Annotated in this window: 12 protein-coding genes; 2 read left to right on the top strand and 10 right to left on the bottom strand. The window is 72.2% G+C overall.

What is annotated here, in order from left to right:
- Positions 1 to 265: 265 nt before the first annotated feature.
- Together AB0I88_RS21550 and gltB are read right to left on the bottom strand one after the other, a co-directional pair.
- Positions 266 to 1,747: a glutamate synthase subunit beta gene (locus tag AB0I88_RS21550; protein WP_361027111.1), complete on the bottom strand. Its 1,482-nt coding sequence runs from the start codon at positions 1,745 to 1,747 to the stop codon at positions 266 to 268.
- Complete coding sequence (gene gltB, locus AB0I88_RS21545) at positions 1,740 to 6,311, bottom strand: glutamate synthase large subunit (RefSeq protein ID WP_361027108.1); 4,572 nt, start codon at positions 6,309 to 6,311, stop codon at positions 1,740 to 1,742. Before gltB ends, AB0I88_RS21550 begins: the two co-directional genes overlap by 8 nt.
- Before the next feature lie 175 nt (positions 6,312 to 6,486).
- Between gltB and AB0I88_RS21540 the strand changes: the two genes are divergently transcribed.
- Positions 6,487 to 7,359, top strand: a complete 873-nt coding sequence (locus AB0I88_RS21540) for a GNAT family N-acetyltransferase (RefSeq protein WP_361027105.1) — start codon at positions 6,487 to 6,489, stop codon at positions 7,357 to 7,359.
- 484 nt (positions 7,360 to 7,843) lie between these two features.
- Here AB0I88_RS21540 and AB0I88_RS21535 read toward each other — a convergent pair whose 3' ends face one another.
- The 5 genes from AB0I88_RS21535 to trpC all read right to left on the bottom strand — a co-directional run bounded on the left by AB0I88_RS21535 (position 7,844) and on the right by trpC (position 13,076).
- The gene (locus tag AB0I88_RS21535; protein WP_361027102.1) at positions 7,844 to 9,031 is read right to left on the bottom strand and encodes an NAD(P)/FAD-dependent oxidoreductase; all 1,188 of its coding nucleotides are present in this window, start codon (positions 9,029 to 9,031) and stop codon (positions 7,844 to 7,846) included.
- Positions 9,032 to 9,036: 5 nt separating this feature from the next.
- Entirely contained in the window at positions 9,037 to 10,116 is a 1,080-nt protein-coding gene (gene lgt, locus AB0I88_RS21530) for a prolipoprotein diacylglyceryl transferase (protein WP_361027099.1), read from the bottom strand.
- 79 nt (positions 10,117 to 10,195) lie between these two features.
- Positions 10,196 to 10,990 carry a tryptophan synthase subunit alpha gene (gene trpA, locus AB0I88_RS21525; RefSeq protein ID WP_361027096.1) on the bottom strand — a complete coding sequence of 265 codons (795 nt, stop codon included), beginning with the start codon at positions 10,988 to 10,990 and terminating at the stop codon, positions 10,196 to 10,198.
- Positions 10,987 to 12,228 carry a tryptophan synthase subunit beta gene (gene trpB / locus AB0I88_RS21520; RefSeq protein ID WP_361027093.1) on the bottom strand — a complete coding sequence of 414 codons (1,242 nt, stop codon included), beginning with the start codon at positions 12,226 to 12,228 and terminating at the stop codon, positions 10,987 to 10,989. Before trpB ends, trpA begins: the two co-directional genes overlap by 4 nt.
- Positions 12,229 to 12,272: 44 nt before the next feature.
- On the bottom strand, positions 12,273 to 13,076 hold the full coding sequence (gene trpC / locus AB0I88_RS21515; protein ID WP_361027248.1) for an indole-3-glycerol phosphate synthase TrpC: 804 nt from the start codon (positions 13,074 to 13,076) through the stop codon (positions 12,273 to 12,275).
- Between the two features lie 388 nt (positions 13,077 to 13,464).
- On the opposite strand from trpC, the gene AB0I88_RS21510 reads away from it, so the two are divergent.
- Positions 13,465 to 13,731 (top strand): hypothetical protein, encoded by a 267-nt coding sequence (locus tag AB0I88_RS21510; protein WP_361027090.1) that lies wholly within the window; start codon positions 13,465 to 13,467, stop codon positions 13,729 to 13,731.
- An 8-nt stretch (positions 13,732 to 13,739) separates the two neighbouring features.
- Here AB0I88_RS21510 and AB0I88_RS21505 read toward each other — a convergent pair whose 3' ends face one another.
- Genes AB0I88_RS21505 through hisI form a run of 3 tightly spaced genes read right to left on the bottom strand, consistent with a single transcriptional unit; the run spans position 13,740 to position 16,175 of the window.
- Positions 13,740 to 14,282, bottom strand: coding sequence for a Trp biosynthesis-associated membrane protein (locus AB0I88_RS21505; RefSeq protein WP_361027087.1), 543 nt, complete (start codon positions 14,280 to 14,282; stop codon positions 13,740 to 13,742).
- 25 nt (positions 14,283 to 14,307) lie between these two features.
- Entirely contained in the window at positions 14,308 to 15,816 is a 1,509-nt protein-coding gene (locus AB0I88_RS21500) for an anthranilate synthase component I (RefSeq protein WP_361027084.1), read from the bottom strand.
- Positions 15,813 to 16,175 (bottom strand): phosphoribosyl-AMP cyclohydrolase, encoded by a 363-nt coding sequence (hisI, locus tag AB0I88_RS21495; RefSeq protein ID WP_361027245.1) that lies wholly within the window; start codon positions 16,173 to 16,175, stop codon positions 15,813 to 15,815. The genes AB0I88_RS21500 and hisI overlap by 4 nt, the downstream gene beginning before the upstream one ends.
- Positions 16,176 to 16,335 lie beyond the last annotated feature (160 nt).

Raw genomic sequence — 16,335 nt, 5'->3', positions numbered from 1 at the left:
TACGCGGTGCGCGTACCGTGGCCTGCGGGAACAACCCTCGATGCACTGACCTTTGTCGATACCTGGCGGGTTCGGCGTGGTGCCGGGGGCTCCCCGGACGGCGCCGGGCCGGGCCCGCGGAGGGGTGGGGAATTCTTTCCTGATCGACGTGCGCCATTGCGGCGGCGGCCGCGCGGGGCATTAACGCCCGTTTTGGTGGGCGTCTCGGGGTGGACGCCGGAAAGGCCCACCACCGGTCGGTGGCGGGCCTTTCCGGCGTTTCGGTTCAGGCGGACAACGGTTGTGAGTCGGAGCGGACCGGGGCGGGCAGTTCCCCGGCGGCGCCGAGGTAGGAGTGGATGGCCGCGGCGGCGGCGCGTCCTTCGGCGATCGCCCAGACGATGAGCGAGGCGCCCTTGTGCATGTCGCCGGCGACGAAAACGCCGGGGGCGCCGGTCTGCCAGCCCTGGTCGGCGTCGAGGACGTTGCGCCGGTTGCGGCGCAGGCCGAACTGGGTGAGCAGCGGCTGGTCCTCGGTGCCGTCGAAGCCGATGGCGAGCAGGACGAGGTCGGCGCGCAGTTCGCGTTCGGTGCCGGGGGTGACGACGACGGTGCGGACGCCGTCGACGCGCTGGACGCTGACTTCGGCGATGCGGACGGCGGTGAGGTTGCCGTCGGTGTCGCCGACGAACTCCTGGACGGCGACGCCGAAGACGCGGTCGCCGCCTTCCTCGTGTGCGGCGTAGTTGCGCAGGATCAGCGGCCAGGTGGGCCACGGGTCCTTGACGCCGGTGCGTTCCTCGGGGGGCAGCGGGTACTGGTCGAGCTGGGTGATCGACGCGGCGCCCTGGCGGTGGGCGACGCCGAGGCAGTCGGCGCCGGTGTCGCCGCCGCCGATGATGACGACGTGCTTGCCGTGGGCGTCGATCGGGGTGGTGTCCTGCAGGCCGGCGACGATCCGGTTGGCCGGGACGAGGTGTTCCATGGCCAGGTGGACGCCCTTGAGGTGGCGGCCGGGGGTTTCCGGGGTGTCGCGGCCGGCGAGGGCGCCGGCGGCGAGGAGGACGGCGTCGTAGCGTTCGCGCAGGTCGTCGGCGGTGATGTCGGCGCCGACGTCGACGCCGGTCTGGAACTCGACGCCCTCGGCGGACATCTGTGCCAGACGGGTGTCGATGACGTGCTTCTCGATCTTGAAGTCGGGGATGCCGTAGCGGAGCAGGCCGCCGATGCGGTCGTCGCGCTCGTAGACGGTGACCGCGTGCCCGGCGCGGGCCAGCTGCTGCGCGGCGGCCAGGCCGGCCGGGCCGGAGCCGACGATCGCGACGGACTTGCCGGAGGACGCCGGCGCCGGCTGCGGGACGAGCCCGGCACCGAACGCGTGGTTGGCGATCTCCACCTCGACCTGCTTGATGGTGACCGGTCCGCCGCCGGCGCTGCCGCCGATGCCGAGCACACAGGCCGCTTCGCACGGCGCCGGGCAGAGCCGGCCGGTGAACTCGGGGAAGTTGTTGGTGGCGTGCAGCGCGTCGGCCGCGGCCGGCCACTGCTGGGTACGGACGAGATCGTTCCAGTCCGGGATGCGGTTGCCCAGGGGGCAGCCGTCGTGGCAGAACGGGATGCCGCAGTCCATGCAGCGGGTGGCCTGGTCGCGGATCAGCTCCTCGCCGGCGGGCGGGTAGACCTCTTTCCAGTCCATGATGCGCACCGGCACGGGCCGGCGCTTCGGCAGCTGCCGCTCGTAGCGGAGGAAACCGTTAGGGTCAGGCACTGGTTACCCCCATGACCGCCTCGTCAACGTTGCGACCGGCCGCTTCGGCGGTCTTGATCAGTTCCATGACGCGCTTGTAGTCGCGCGGGACCACGGCGGTGAACCGTTCGACGGCGGCGGGCCAGTCCTTGAGCAGGCGCCCGGCGACGGCCGAGTCGGTTTCGGCGTGGTGCTTCTCGACGAGCGAGCGCAGCAGGTCGCGTTCGTCGTCGGTGAGCGGGGCGAGGTCGACGAGTTCGGGGTTGACCAGGTTCTGGTCGAGGTCGAGCAGGAACGCCTTGCCGCCGCTCATGCCGGCCGCGAAGTTGCGGCCGGTGGGGCCGAGCACCACCACGATGCCGCCGGTCATGTATTCGCAGCCGTGGTCGCCGACGCCTTCGACGACCGCGTGGGCTCCGGAGTTGCGGACCGCGAACCGTTCGCCGACGCGGCCGCGCAGGAACAGTTCGCCGCTGGTGGCGCCGTACAGCAGGGTGTTGCCGGCGATGGTGTTCTCCTCCGCCGTGAACGGCGCGTCCTCGGCGGGGCGCACGATGACGCGGCCGCCGGAGAGGCCCTTGGCGACGTAGTCGTTGCTGTCGCCGATGAGCCGCAGGGTGACGCCGCGCGGCAGGAAGGCGCCGAACGAGTTGCCGCCGGTGCCGCGCAGGGTGAAGGAGATGGTGTCGTCGGGCAGGCCGTTGCCGCCGTAGCGGCGGCTGACCTCGCCGCCGAGCATCGCGCCGACGCTGCGCTGGTCGTTGCGGGTGGGCAGTTCGGCGCGGACCGGCAGGCCGTCGGTGAGCGCCGGCTGGGCGAGGGCGATGAGCTGGTTGTCGAGGGCCTGGTCGAGGCCGTGGTCCTGGGCGACGACGCCGCGGCGGGCGGCGCCTTCGGGCAGCTCCGGAACGTACAGCACCGGGGCGAGGTCGAGGCCCTTGGCCTTCCAGTGGTCGACGGCCTCGGTCACGTTGAGGATCTCGGCGTGGCCGATCGCCTCGTCGATGGTGCGGAAGCCCAGTTCGGCGAGGATCTCACGGACCTCTTCGGCGAGGAACATGAAGAAGTTCTCGACGAATTCGGGTTTGCCGGTGAAGCGCTCGCGCAGCACCGGGTTCTGGGTGGCGATGCCGACTGGGCAGGTGTCCAGGTGGCAGACGCGCATCATGATGCAGCCGGAGACGATCAGCGGACTGGTCGCGAAGCCGAACTCCTCGGCGCCCAGCAGCGCGGCGATGACCACGTCGCGGCCGGTCTTGAGCTGGCCGTCGACCTGGACGGTGACCCGGTCGCGCAGCTTGTTGAGCAGCAGCGTCTGCTGCGCCTCGGCCAGGCCGAGCTCCCAGGGGGTGCCGGCGTGCTTGAGCGAGTTGAGCGGGGACGCGCCGGTGCCGCCGTCGTGGCCGGAGATCAGGATGACGTCGGCCTTGAGTTTGGCGACGCCGGCGGCGACGGTGCCGACACCGATCTCGCTGACCAGTTTGACGTGCACCCGGGCCATCGGGTTGACCATCTTGAGGTCGTGGACGAGCTGGGCCAGGTCCTCGATGGAGTAGATGTCGTGGTGCGGTGGCGGCGAGATGAGGCCGACGCCGGGGGTGGCGTGCCGGGTCTTGGCGATCCACGGCCACACCTTGTTGCCGGGCAGCTGGCCGCCCTCGCCGGGCTTCGCGCCCTGCGCCATCTTGATCTGCAGGTCGTCGGCGTTGACGAGGTATTCGCTCGTCACGCCGAACCGGCCGGAGGCGATCTGCTTGATCGCGGAGCGGCGCTGCGGGTCGTAGAGGCGTTCGACGTCCTCGCCGCCCTCGCCGGTGTTGGATTTGGCGCCGAGCCGGTTCATGGCGATCGCGAGGGTCTCGTGCGATTCGGCGGAGATGGAGCCGTAGCTCATCGCGCCGGTGGAGAACCGTTTGACGATCTCGGTGGCGGGTTCGACCTCGTCGATCGGGATCGGGGTGCGGTCGGAGGCGAACCGGAACAGGCCGCGCAGGTGGCCCGCGTCGGCGGACAGCTGGTTGATCTTGCCGGTGTAGCGCTTGAAGACGTCGTACTGCTTGCTGCGGGTGGCGTGCTGGAGCAGGAAGACGGTCTCCGGGTTGAACAGGTGCAGCTCGCCCTCGCGGCGCCACTGGTACTCGCCGCCGACCTCGAGGCGGCGGTGCGCCCGCTCGGCCCGGTTCGCCGGGTAGGCCTTCTCGTGGCGGGCCTTGACCTCCTGGTGGATGCCGTCGAGGCCGACGCCGCCGATCCGGCCGGACGTGCCGGCGAAGTAGCGCTGCAGCAGCTTGTTGTCCAGGCCGACGGCCTCGAACACCTGGGCGCCGCAGTACGACGACACGGTCGAGATGCCCATCTTGGACATGATCTTCAGGACGCCCTTGCCGAGCGCCTTGACGTAGTTGCGGACCGCCTTGCGCGGCTCGACGCCGACCAGGGTGCCGGTGGCGATCAGGTCGTCGACGCTCTCGAACGCCAGGTACGGGTTGACGGCGGCCGCGCCGTAGCCGAGCAGCACGGCGGCGTGGTGCACCTCGCGGCAGTCGCCGGACTCGACGACCAGCGCCACCTGTGTACGCGTCTGCTCGCGCACCAGGTGCTGGTGGACCGCGGCGGTGAGCAGCAGCGACGGGATCGGCGCCAGGTCGGCGTTGGAGTCGCGGTCGGACAGCACGAGGATGCGCACGCCGTCCTCGATGGCCTCCGACACGTGCCGGCAGATCTGGGTGAGCCGGGCCTTGATGCCGGCCGCGCCGTCGCGCAGCGGGTACAGGCCGGACACCCGGACCGCCTTGAAGCCGGGCAGGTCGCCGTCCTCGTCGATGGACAGGATCTTGGCCAGCTCGTCGTTGTCAATGACCGGGTAGGGCAGGACGATCTGCCGGCAGCTGGCCGGGCCGGGGTCGAGCAGGTTGCCCTCGGGCCCGATCGTCGTCGACAGGCTGGTGACCAGTTCCTCGCGGATGGCGTCCAGCGGCGGGTTCGTCACCTGGGCGAACAGCTGGTGGAAGTAGTCGAACAGCAGCCGCGGCCGGGTGGACAGCGGCGAGATCGGGGTGTCGGTGCCCATCGAGCCCAGCGGCTCGGCGCCGGCCCGCGCCATCGGCGCGACCAGGATCTTCAGCTCCTCCTCGGAGTAGCCGAAGACCTGCTGGCGGCGCAGCACCGAGTCGTGGGTGTAGATGACGTGCTCGCGGGCGGGCAGGTCCTCCAGCTCGATCAGGCCGGCGTGCAGCCAGTCGGCGTACGGCTCGGCGGCGGCCAGCTCGGCCTTGATCTCCGCGTCGTGGACGATGCGGCCGGCCGCGGTGTCGACCAGGAACATCTTGCCCGGCTGCAGGCGGCCCTTGGCGACGACCCGGCTCGGCTCGACGTCGATGACGCCGGCTTCGGAGCCGAGCACCACCAGGCCGTCGGCGGTGTGCCACCAGCGGCCGGGGCGCAGGCCGTTGCGGTCGAGGACGGCGCCGATGATCGTGCCGTCGGTGAACGCCACGGCGGCCGGGCCGTCCCACGGCTCCATGAGGCTCGCGTGGAACCGGTAGAAGGCGCGGCGGGCCGGCTCCATGTCCGGGTCGTTCTCCCACGCCTCGGGGATCATCATGAGCACCGAGTGGGGCAGGCTGCGGCCGGCCAGGTGCAGCAGTTCGAGGACCTCGTCGAAGCTGGCCGAGTCGGAGGCCTCGGGCGAGTTGATCGGGAACAGCCGCTTGATGTTGCCGGGCAGGTTCGGCGACGACAGCAGCGCCTCGCGGGCCGCCATCCAGTTCTTGTTGCCGCGGATCGTGTTGATCTCACCGTTGTGGGCGATCAGCCGGTACGGGTGCGCCAGCGGCCACGACGGGAACGTGTTGGTGGAGAACCGGGAGTGCACCAGCGCGATGGCGCTGTCCATCCGGTCGTCGGACAGCTCCGGGAAGAACGCCGGCAGCTGCTCCGGGGTGAGCATGCCCTTGTAGGTGATGGTCCGGGAGGACAGCGACGGGAAGTACACCGCGACGCCGCGCTGGGAGGTCTCCCGTTCGGCCTGCTTGCGGATGCAGAACGCGACCCGGTCCAGTTCCAGCCCGGACAGCTGCTCGCCGGCGGGGCCGGCGGGCGCGTCGACGAGCCGGTGCGCCGACAGGAACACCTGGCGGATCGCGGGGCGGGCGTCCTCGGCGGTGGCGCCCAGGCCGGACGGGTCGACCGGCACGTCGCGCCAGCCGAGCACCTCGCCGCCCTCGACGAGCACGTACTTCTCGAAGACCTTGGTCGCACGGGCCGCGTCGTCGGGGTCCGTGGGCAGGAAGACGAGCCCGGTGGCGTACTGCCCGGCGGGCGGCAGGTCGAAGCCCGCGGCCGCGCGGTAGTAGCGGTCCGGAATCTGGATCATGATGCCGGCGCCGTCACCGGTGTTCTGCTCGGCGCCGCGGGCACCGCGGTGGTCGAGCCGAATCAGCGCGGACAGGCCCTTGGCCACCACATCGTGGGAGCGACGGCCGTGAATGTCGGCAACAAATGCGACACCACAGGCGTCTCGCTCCGACTGAGGGTCATAAAGCCCCTGGGGGTGCGGATATGCCACCGGGCCTCCTGTCGTCACTGGTGTTTCCGTCTGAGGTCGGGACGACGTCGGCCCTGCAAAGTCTCTTGAGTCTACGTTAAGAGCCACTGATCTCCGCCAGATGCGGATTGATCACACCTCGTACCGATCCGGCGCACCGATCTGCGGACGAACTGAATAGCACAGCAGGTGTGCGGACCGGTAGTCTCGCGCGATGGCGCCAGTGGATTCCGGCCTCTTCGACCGGCTCGAGCGGTTCTACGACGCTTTGCCCCGCCCCTGGGCACGGGCCGAAGATTTCGGTTCGATGGTTCTCTTCGTCCGCGACGGTGAGGGCTGGCCCTACTATGCACGGCCGAAGCGGGGTTCGCACACCCCTTCCGCGGCCGATCTGACCGAGGTCCGGCGCCGCCAGCGCGAGCTGGGACTGCCGGAGACCTTCGAATGGGTCCACGAGAACACCCCGGATCTGCTGGCCGTGGCCCGTTCGGCCGGGCTCGACGTGCTGCTCGCGCCGCTGCTGGTGCTCGACCGGGCGGCGCTGGTGCCCGACCTGCCGCTGCGTGACGCCACCTGCCGGCCGCTGGATCCCGCCGCGCCCACGTTCGCCGCCGACCTGGGCGCCTCCCGGGCGGTGGCGCGGCTCGCCTTCGCCTCCCCGGCCTATCAGACGCCCCTGGAGTCGGCGGAGAACGCGCTGCTCATCGAGGATGCGGGCCCCTCCGAGCGGGATGCCGCCGAGCCGCCCGGCGCCGAGGTGGTGCGCCAGGCGCGGGAGATGGCGGCCACCGGCGACTACCTCACCGTGGTGGCCGAGACACCGGGCGAGGGCATCGTGGCGACCGCGACCGGCCAGCGCTGCGGTGACGTCGCCGAGATCGTCGGGGTGGCGTCCCTGCCGTCGGCGCGGCGGCGCGGTTACGCCTCGCAGCTCACCGCCACGCTCGCCGGGCGGCTGCTGGCCGGCGGCGCCGATCTGGTGTTCCTGTCGGCGGGCGATGACGACGTGGCCCGGCTCTACACGAAGGTCGGCTTCCGGCGGGTGGGCACCGCATGCATCGCCGAGCCCGCCGCCGCGCCTCTCTGAGCGGGTCCGCGAATGCCTCACACTTCCCAACATCTGGTACGGGGTAAGCAGTCGAATCCTGTTGGTTGCTTACCCGACGGAGGGCTCCGGTGGGTTCCCGCACAGGGAGACGCCTGTTTCACGCGGGGACGGCGACTGTGACATCTTCCATTCGGTCGCGTCCCGCATCTTGATCATGGGATCCGGGGCGCCGTGACTCTCCCCCGCCGCGCCGCGGCGCGGCGGCCGTCCACCGGATCAGCCCGGCGGGCGCGTCGCGGCCTGGGCCCGGCAGACGGCCGCGGTGCGCCACGGAACGGGCGGAAATGCATTTGTTAACGATCACAGGCGTACCGGGAAAGGGTTTCGAGAAAGCGTGAGGGAACGCGGGCGAGAAAAGCCGCGGCGGGCGCGGCACAACGACCGGGAAAGGCGCGAGACGCCGGAAAAGCTCTCGGACAAGCCCTTCCGGTAAGACGGCCCGGGACCGGAGGAGAGAAATTTCTCAGTCCGGGGGCGTCCAGTCGGCGACCGGGTCGAGGTGGCGGCCCAGCATGCGCGGGCGCATGTGGTGCAGGGCGGCGTCGCGGGCCCGCAGCGCGAGACGGCCGCGAGCCTGGACCACCGCGGACATCCGGCGATTCCGGCGGACCACCGTGGTGGTGCGCGGGCGGCGCAGCCGGTCGTAGGCCTCGACCGCCGCGATCAGGCCCTCCCCCGGCTCGGCCGTGGCGGTCAGCGAGCGCAGCGTCGCCACGTCCTCGAACGCCAGGCACGCGCCCTGGCCGAGATGGTGCGGCATGGCGTGGGCGGCGTCACCGATCAGCACCACCCCACCGCCGGCGGAGGCGAACCCGTAGGCGCGCGGCAGCGGCCGCAACTCCCGGACGCCCTGCGGAACCAGATCCTCCGGGCGGGTCGCGTCCAGCAGCGCGCCGACCGGCTCGTGCCAGCCGGCGAACCAGCGCCGCAGCAGGGCCAGCTGGGTGGCCGGCGACTCCGGGCGCGGTGCGCCGGCGGCCGTCGCCACCCAGTAGACACCGCCCCGGCCGCCGGCCCGGTCGCCCAGCGGCATCGCCACGAACCGGTAGCCGGCGCCGAGCGTCTCGCCGGCGGGACAGCGGTCGCCGTCCAGTCGTGGCGCCCGGAAGCCGGGGATCACCGCCTGCCAGGCGGCGAAGCCGGAGCCGACGGCCACCGCCTCCGGCGCCACCGCGGCGCGGACCCGGCTGTCGATGCCGTCCGCGGCGATCAGCAGATCCGCCTCGATCACGGTGCGGCCGTCGCCGACCGTGGGCCGCCGGCGCCGGTCCACCCGGACCGTCGTCACGTCGAAACCGGTGCGGACCTCGGCGTCACCGAGACCCGCGACCAGCGCGTCGAACAGATCCTCCAGATGCACGACCACCGGCGCCGGGCCGGAGCCGGCACGGGGGCGGGGCGCGACCAGCCACTGACCGTCCGGGCGGCGGACCCCACCGTCCGGCAGCGGCGACGCGATCGCCGTCCAGCCGCCGTCCGGGTGCAGCGACTCCAGGGCGCGCAGGCCGTTGGGCCAGAGCACCACGGCGGCCGCCGGCGCGGCCACCCGCTCCGAACGCTCCAGCACCGTCACCCGCCAGCCGGACCGCGACAGCGCGCCCGCGGCGGCCAGGCCGGCCATCCCGGCGCCCACCACCACGGCCGTACGCACTGCGGTCAGCTCTCGTCGGAGGAGGAGGTCTCCGCGGTGTCGCCGACGGCCGCCGACACCGTGCCGGCCTTCTCCGCGGGCGGCAGGATGCCGGTCCGGTGGTACTCCTCGAACCGCTCCCGGCTCACCACCTGGTAGGCGATCGGCATCTTGCGGGACGTGTCCGTCGCCGCGGCGCCCACGTCCACCTGCGAGAGGTCGCTCGCCGCGAGATCCGACGGCTCGGGGGCGGTCTCCGGGGCGTCGATCGGCACCACGTACTCGCGGGCGCCCTTCACCACGAAGAAGTAGACGGCCGCGCCCAGGAATACCAGGATCGAGACGAACACGTTGATCCGGACGCCGAAGAAGCTGTTCGCCTCGTCGACACGCAGCATCTCGATCCACAGGCGGCCGGCGGTGTAACCCATCACGTACAGCGCGAACGCCCGGCCCCGGCCGAACTTGAACTTGCGGTCCAGCAGCCACACCATGGCCGCGACACCCAGGTTCCAGATCGCCTCGTACGCGAACGTCGGATGGTAGAGGTCCGGCAACGTCACCGGCTCGCCGTCGATCACCGCGGCCCGGCCCGGGTTCGCCTGGTCCATGTCGTGCACTTCCAGGCCCCACGGCAGGGTGGTGACCTTCCCGTACAGCTCGTTGTTGAACCAGTTGCCGATCCGGCCGATCGCCTGCGCCACCGGCAGCGCGGGCGCCAGGGCGTCGGCGAACACGGTCAGCGGCAGGCCGATCTGGCGGGCCGCGATCCACGCGCCGAGCGCGCCGCCGGCCACCGCGCCCCAGATCCCGAGACCGCCCTCCCAGATCTTGAAGGCGTCCATCGGCTCACCGCCGGAACCGAAGTACTCCTGCGGGGAGGTGATCAGGTGGTAGATCCGGGCGCCGATGATGCCGAACGGGACCGCCCAGACCACCAGGTCCAGTGAGGTCCAGGGCTCCACCCCGCGGTGGCGCAGACGCTGCTCCATCAACAGGGTGGCGACGACGATGCCGACGATGATGCACAGCGCGTACGCCCGGATCGGAAGCCCTAGGACATGCCACACCGACTCGGTGGGACTGGGGATGGCGGCGATGTTCACGGGTGCACACGCTACCGCCGTTCGGCACCGATGTGATGCCCAGGGCACCGGCCAATTCGCCGGCGCCCTCGGCGGCGGCTCAGCGGCGTACGCCCTCGGCGAGCTCGGTGCTCAGAGCACGCAGATCACGGAGGCCGGCGGCCCGGTCGGGCGCCTCCAGCACGCAGCGGATCAGGGCGCTGCCGACGATCACGCCGTCGGCGAAGGCGGCCACCTCGGCGGCCTGCCGCCCGTTGCCGACGCCCAGGCCGACACCGACCGGCATCTCCGGGTCGATCGCCCGGATCCGGGCCACCAGCTCGGGTGCCTGCGAGGACACCGACGTGCGGGCGCCGGTGACGCCCATCAGCGCGGTCGCGTAGACGAAGCCCCGGCAGTTGTCCAGGGTCATCGCGATCCGCTCATCGGTCGACGACGGCGCCACCAGGAACGTCCGGTCGATCTTGTGGGCGTCGGCGGCGGCGATCCACTCGGCCGCCTCGTCCGGGATCAGGTCCGGCGTGATCATGCCGGTGGCCCCGGCCGCGGCCAGGTCCCGGGCGAACGCGTCGACACCGTATCTCTCGACCGGGTTCCAGTAGGTCATCAGCACGACCGTGCCGCCCGCCGACGACACCGCCTCGATGATCTTCAGGGTGTCCCGGGTCCGGACACCGCCCGCGAGCGCGATGTCGCTGGCCCTCTGGATGACCGGGCCGTCCATCACCGGGTCCGAGTACGGCAGCTCGACCTCGATCACGTCGCAGCCGGCCTCGTGCATCGCGATCATCTGCTCGATGCTGTGGTCGACCGTCGGGAAGCCGGCCGGCATGCAGCCGACCAGCACCGACCGGTTCTCCGCCTTCGCCTTGGCGAACGTCTGCGCGATGCTCACGTGTTCTCCCCGGGTACGACCGTCTCCACCTGGTCCAGCAGGCCGAAGTAGGCGCCGGCGGTGTGCACGTCCTTGTCGCCGCGCCCGGACAGGTTCACCACGATCGCCGGGGTGCGGCCCAGCTCCTCGCGCAGCCGGGGGGCGATCTTCGCGGCGCCGGCCAGGGCGTGCGAGCTCTCGATCGCCGGGATGATCCCCTCGGTACGGCAGAGCAGCTGGAACGCGGCCATCGCCTCGGCGTCGGTGACCGGCTCGTAGACCGCCCGGCCGGTGTCGTGCAGCCAGGCGTGCTCCGGGCCGACACCGGGGTAGTCCAGTCCCGCCGAGATCGAGTGCGACTCGATGGTCTGGCCGTCGTCGTCCTGAAGCAGATAGGTGCGATTGCCGTGCAGCACACCGACCGTGCCACCGGTGATCGACGCCGCGTGCCGTCCGGTCTCCACCCCGTCGCCGCCGGCCTCGAAGCCGTACAGCCGGACGCTCTCGTCCGGCACGAAGGCGTGGAAGATGCCGATCGCGTTCGACCCGCCGCCCACGCACGCGGCCACCGCGTCCGGCAGGCGGCCGAGCTGCTCCAGGCACTGGGCCCGGGCCTCGACACCGATGCCGCCGACGAAGTCGCGCACCAGCTCCGGGAACGGGTGCGGCCCGGCCGCCGTCCCGAGCAGGTAGTGGGTGGTCTCGACGGTGGAGACCCAGTCGCGCAGCGCCTCGTTGAGCGCGTCCTTCAGGGTGCGCGAGCCGTTGGTCACCGGGATCACGGTCGCGCCGAGCATCCGCATCCGGGCGACGTTGAGCGCCTGTCGCTGGGTGTCGGTCTCGCCCATGTAGACGACGCACTCCAGGTCCAGCAGGGCGGCCGCGGTCGCGCTGGCCACACCGTGCTGGCCGGCGCCGGTCTCGGCGATCACCCGGGGCTTGCCCATCCGCTTGGCGAGCAGCGCCTGGCCCAGCACGTTGCGCACCTTGTGGGCGCCGGTGTGGTTGAGGTCCTCCCGCTTCAGCCAGATCTCCGCGCCCAGCGCCTCGGACAGCCGGGCCGCCCGGTACAGCAGCGACGGCACGCCCGCGTAGTTGAGCAGCAGATCCTGGAAGCGGGCCTGGAACTGCGGGTCCTGCTTCGCCGACCGGTACGCCGCGTCCAGCTCGTCGAGGGCCTTGACCAGCGCCTCGGGAACGAAACGGCCCCCATATTTGCCGAAATGTCCGGCAAGGTCGGGCAACGTCGGAGCGGTCATGCCGCACCTCCCTCACTCGGTCGCATCGTCGGGCCCCCGGCTCGTCACCGCACCGGCCTCGGCGTGGCCGGATGGTTGCCGGCGTTGACCAGCTCGGCCACCGCGTCACGCGGCGACTTCTGAGTCACCAGGCCCTCGCCGACCAGCACCGCGTCGGCACCCGCCGACGCGTACCGGATCAGGTCGTGCGGGCCGCGCACACCGGACTCGGCGATCTTCACGACGTTCTGCGGCAGGCCGGGCGCGATGCGCTCGAACACCGACCGGTCCACCTCGAGGGTGCGCAGGTCCCGGGCGTTGACGCCGATGACCTTCGCGTTCGCCTCCAGAGCCCGATCGGCCTCCTCCTCGTTGTGCACCTCGACGAGGGCGGTCATGCCCAGCGACTCGATGCGCTCCAGGAGGCCCACCAGAGCGTTCTGCTCCAGCGCGGCGACGATCAGCAGCACCAGATCGGCGCCGTGCGCGCGCGCCTCGTGCACCTGGTAGCTGGAGACCACGAAGTCCTTGCGCAGCACCGGGATCCGCACCGCGGCCCGGACCGCCGCGAGGTCGCCGAGCGAACCGCCGAACCAGCGGCCCTCGGTGAGGACACTGATGCAGCGGGCGCCACCGGCCGCGTAGTCCCCGGCCAGCTCGGCCGGGTCGGGGATGTCGGCGAGCGCGCCCTTGGACGGCGACGCCCGCTTCACCTCGGCGATCACCGCCACTCCCGGCTTGCGCAACGCCGCGTACGCGTCGATGGCGGGCGGCGCGGCCGCCGCCAGCTCGCGCACCTTCTCCAGCGGCATCGCCGCCTGCCGCGCCGCCACGTCCTCACGGACGCCGGCGAGGATCTCCTCGAGCACGTTCTGCGAAGCCGCTCCGCGCGCGGGTCCGCCACTGCCCGCTTCCGCCTGATCGGATGTCACCTAATGACTCCCCTCTCCGGGTGTCTTCGGCCTGATGCTAGGAGGTGACGGGGGGTGACGGCCTCCTGGGGGTATGGCGCGCCTCACGGAATGGACTGGGGCATAATGCCAGGCTGCCCGGCGCCGATGTCTCATCGCTCACATGGTGACGCCGCCGACACCCCACTGTACTGGGCCGCTTCCCCCGTTCGGGCGATCCCACGGTGCGTTGACACGGGCGTCACCGTGCGGAAATAGGACTCGGCCATCATGTCTCTCGGGCAGACTTGTCCCGGCGCCGTCAGGACGCCGTCAGCCAGCCGGACGATGGAAGCGGAGTCGACCCATGGCCACTGACATGCTGAACCAGCCGATGAATTTCGCCGCCGTCTCACGGGTCCTCGTGTCCGTCGCGGCCGAGGTCGCCACCGGGGTGCAGCGCGCCGTCGTCGGGCCGGACAACGTGCGCACCGCGCGCGACAACGCGTGGGACGCCATCCAGGCCGACCGGGCCCGGGCCGCCGCCCGCGCCGAGACCGCCCGCGCGGTCGCCGCGATGATCGCCGCCAGCCCGGCGGCACAGCCGCGCCGCGCCCGCTCGATGGCGAGCTGACCCGACTCTTACGGGTGATCCCGGCCGCGGGCGGTCGGATCGTCGCCGCGGTCCAGGGCGTCCCAGAGTTCCCGGGTTCCGTCGACGGACTCCGTCTCGGTGGGGCTTCGGCGCTCGTACCGGGCGGACATGGCCGGCCACCGATGGCCGTGACGCGCCGCGAGCAGCCCGCCCACCCCGACGGCCACGCCGCCGGCCGCGCACAGCACCGGCCAGATCCAGCCGGCCTGCCCGGCGGCGCCCGGATCGAGGGTGACCCGGGCCAGCACGGCACCGGTCACGATGCCCGCCGCGGCCGTCATCAGCAGCACGCCGAGCAGCCGCCGGGCCACCCCGCGGGTGGCCAGCAGCGCGCCCGTCCCGGCGAGCGCCACCACGGCCAGGCCGATCAGCCAGGGCTGCGTGTCGGCGCCGGTCTGCTCGGTCCGCAGATCGGACAGGCCCGGGCGCCGCTCCACCGCGACCGCCCACACCCGGGTGACCGCGTAGAGCGCCAGCCCGGCCCCGGCCAGGCAGGCGAGAACCGCGGCGAGAGGACCGCGCCGGGTCATCGCGCCCCTCCGCCGGCGATCTCGCTCATCGGGCGGCGCGCAGGGTTTCGGCCGAGGCGATCGCGGCCAGGACCGCGGCCGCCTTGTTGCGGGTCTCCTGCTCCTCGGCGACCGGGTCGGAGTCGGCGACGATGCCGGCGCCCGCCCCCACGTAGGCCACCCCGTCCTTGATCAGCGCGGTCCGGATGGCGATGGCCATGTCCATGTCCCCGGCGAAACCGAAGTAGCCGACCGTCCCGCCGTAGAGGCCGCGCCGGGTCGGTTCCAGCCCCTCGATGATCTCCATGGCCCGCACCTTCGGCGCCCCGGACAGGGTGCCCGCAGGGAACGTCGCGGCCAGCGCGTCGAACGCCGACCGGTCCGCGCGCAGCCGCCCGACGACCGTCGACACGATGTGCATGACATGGCTGTACCGCTCGATGCGGGCGAACTCCGGCACCTCGACGCTGCCCGGCTCGCAGACCCGGCCCAGGTCGTTGCGGCCCAGGTCGACCAGCATCACGTGCTCGGAGCGCTCCTTCGGGTCGGCCAGCAGCTCGGCGGCGAGGGCCGCGTCCTGCTCCGGGGTGGCGCCCCGCCAGCGGGTGCCGGCGATCGGGTGCAGCAGCGCGGTCCGGTTGGCGCTGACCTTGAGGTGCGCCTCCGGCGACGAGCCGACGATGTCGAAGTCGTCGAAACGCAGCAGGTACATGTACGGGCTCGGATTGGTGGCCCGCAGCACCCGGTAGACGTCCAGCGGGTCGGCGTCGGTGGGCCGCTCGAACCGCTGCGCCACCACGATCTGGAAGCACTCGCCGGCCCGGATCGCCTCCTTGGCCTCCTCGACCGCCTTCTGGTACGCCCCCGGCAGGGTACGGCTGACCGGCTCCCCGGCCGGAACACGCTCGACCGTGGAGACCATCGGCGGGGTGGGCCGCGACAGCGCGGTGGTCATCGCGTCCAGCCGGCCGATCGCCTGGTGGTAGGCCGCCCGCCGGTCCGCGTCGCCGGCGCCGTCGGGCAGCACCGCGTTGGCCACCAGCAGTGCCGAGCCCTCGTGGTGGTCCAGCACCACCAGGTCGGTGGCGAGCATCATGCCCAGCTCCGGCAGCCGCAGATCGTCGGCCGCCTCGGACGGCAGCCGCTCGAACCGGCGGACCAGGTCGTAACCGAGATAGCCGACCATGCCGCCGGTCAGCGGCGGCAGGGCGTCACCGGTGGCCGGGCCGCCGGTCAGCGCGGCCACCGTCTCGCGCAGGGCCACGACCGGATCACCCCCGAGGGGTACGCCGTCCGGCGGCGTGCCGAGCCACTGCGCCTGCCCGGCCCGCTCGACCAGGGTGGCCGCGCTGCGGACCCCGACGAACGAGTAGCGCGACCAGGCGAGCCCCTGCTCGGCCGACTCGAGCAGGAAGGTGCCCGGCCCGCCGGCGAGCTTGCGGTAGACGCCCACCGGGGTCTCGCCGTCGGCCAGCAGTTTGCGGGTGACCGGGACGACGCGCCGCCGCGTGGCGACGAACGCCGCCTCGTCCGGGAAGGTGGCTCCGCTGGTCACTGTGCCTCCAACAGGTCGTCGGTGAAGCAGGTGTGGGTGCCGGTGTGGCAGGCGGCGCCGGTCTGCACGACGGTGACCAGCAGCGCGTCCCCGTCGCAGTCCAGCGACACCTTCTTGACGTGCTGGTGGTGGCCCGACGTGGCGCCCTTCACCCAGTACTCCCCGCGGCTGCGCGACCAGTAGGTGGCGCGGCCGGTGGCCAGTGTGCGGCGCAGCGCCTCGTCGTCCATCCAGGCGAGCATGAGCACGTCGCCGGTGCCGTGCTCCTGCACGATCGCCGCGACGAGACCGTCCGGCGTGCGCTTGAGGCGGGCGGCGATCGCCGGGTCCAGGGTGGTCTTGGCTTCGGGCACGGACAGGATTCTCCCCCATCGCCGTCGAGGGCCGTAACGACCCGCGGGAGGCCCACGATCCGGTCACAGGGGATGTGCCGCACGATCCGGGGCGGTACCGTCGCCCAGAGCGCCCGCCCAGCACCACCAGCGGCATGCGGCAATCCCGGCGGGCGCCGCCTCGCGA

It is taken from the genome of Actinoplanes sp. NPDC049802 (assembly GCF_040656595.1).
Lineage (GTDB): Bacteria > Actinomycetota > Actinomycetes > Mycobacteriales > Micromonosporaceae > Actinoplanes.
The sequence above is the reverse complement of the archived record's forward strand: the minus strand, read 5'-3'. Positions and strand labels throughout refer to the sequence as shown.

Coding starts and splice junctions, on each gene's coding strand:
- AB0I88_RS21540 (WP_361027105.1), top strand. CDS start 6,487: ATGGCGCCAGTGGATTCCGGCCTCTTCGACCGGCTCGAGCGGTTCTAC.
- AB0I88_RS21505 (WP_361027087.1), bottom strand. CDS start 14,282: ATGACCCGGCGCGGTCCTCTCGCCGCGGTTCTCGCCTGCCTGGCCGGG.
- AB0I88_RS21510 (WP_361027090.1), top strand. CDS start 13,465: ATGGCCACTGACATGCTGAACCAGCCGATGAATTTCGCCGCCGTCTCA.
- trpB (WP_361027093.1), bottom strand. CDS start 12,228: ATGACCGCTCCGACGTTGCCCGACCTTGCCGGACATTTCGGCAAATAT.